Here is a 559-nt window from a genome sequence, read left to right on the forward strand (position 1 = left end):
TGTCCGCCACCCAGCTGGCCAGCCTGACCCCGGACCAGATGAAGCTCTTTGGCGTGACAGCCATGAGCGGGCTGACCACCGAGCAGGTCGCGGCCCTCACCACCACCCAGTTTGCGGTCTTAAGCGCCACCCAGATCAGTGCGCTGTCCACCGCCGGAATGTCCGGCCTGACCGTCACCCAGCTTGGCAAGATGACCCACACCCAGTTTGCCGCCCTGGCTTCCACCCAGCTCGGCGCGCTGTCCACCACCGCCGTCGCCGCCCTGTCCACCACCCAGATCGAAGCCCTGACCACCACCCAGATCGACGGCCTGGGCCGGATGCAGATCCGGGCCCTGGAGACCACCCAGATCACCGCGCTGTCCACCACCCAGGTGGCCTCGCTTGACGCCACCCAGGTGGCGGCCCTCACCGGCACGGAACTGACCACCTTGCTGCCCACCCAGATGGCGGCCCTGAGTTCCACCCAGTTTGGCGCCTTGAGCGCCAGCCAGATCGGGACCATGACCCCAACCCAGATCGCGGCCCTCTTGCCCACCCAGCTGGCCGGGATGACCAC

The 559-nt window shown here is 68.0% G+C and carries 1 protein-coding gene; it reads left to right on the forward strand.

All coding sequences use genetic code 11. The features are described from left to right. Positions 1-559 (forward strand): hypothetical protein (locus tag DVDV_RS22900; RefSeq protein ID WP_217694156.1); only part of this gene is annotated, 559 nt, incomplete at both ends.

The organism is Desulfovibrio sp. DV (assembly GCF_001936595.1).
In the GTDB taxonomy this organism is placed as follows: Bacteria; Desulfobacterota; Desulfovibrionia; order Desulfovibrionales; family Desulfovibrionaceae; genus Solidesulfovibrio.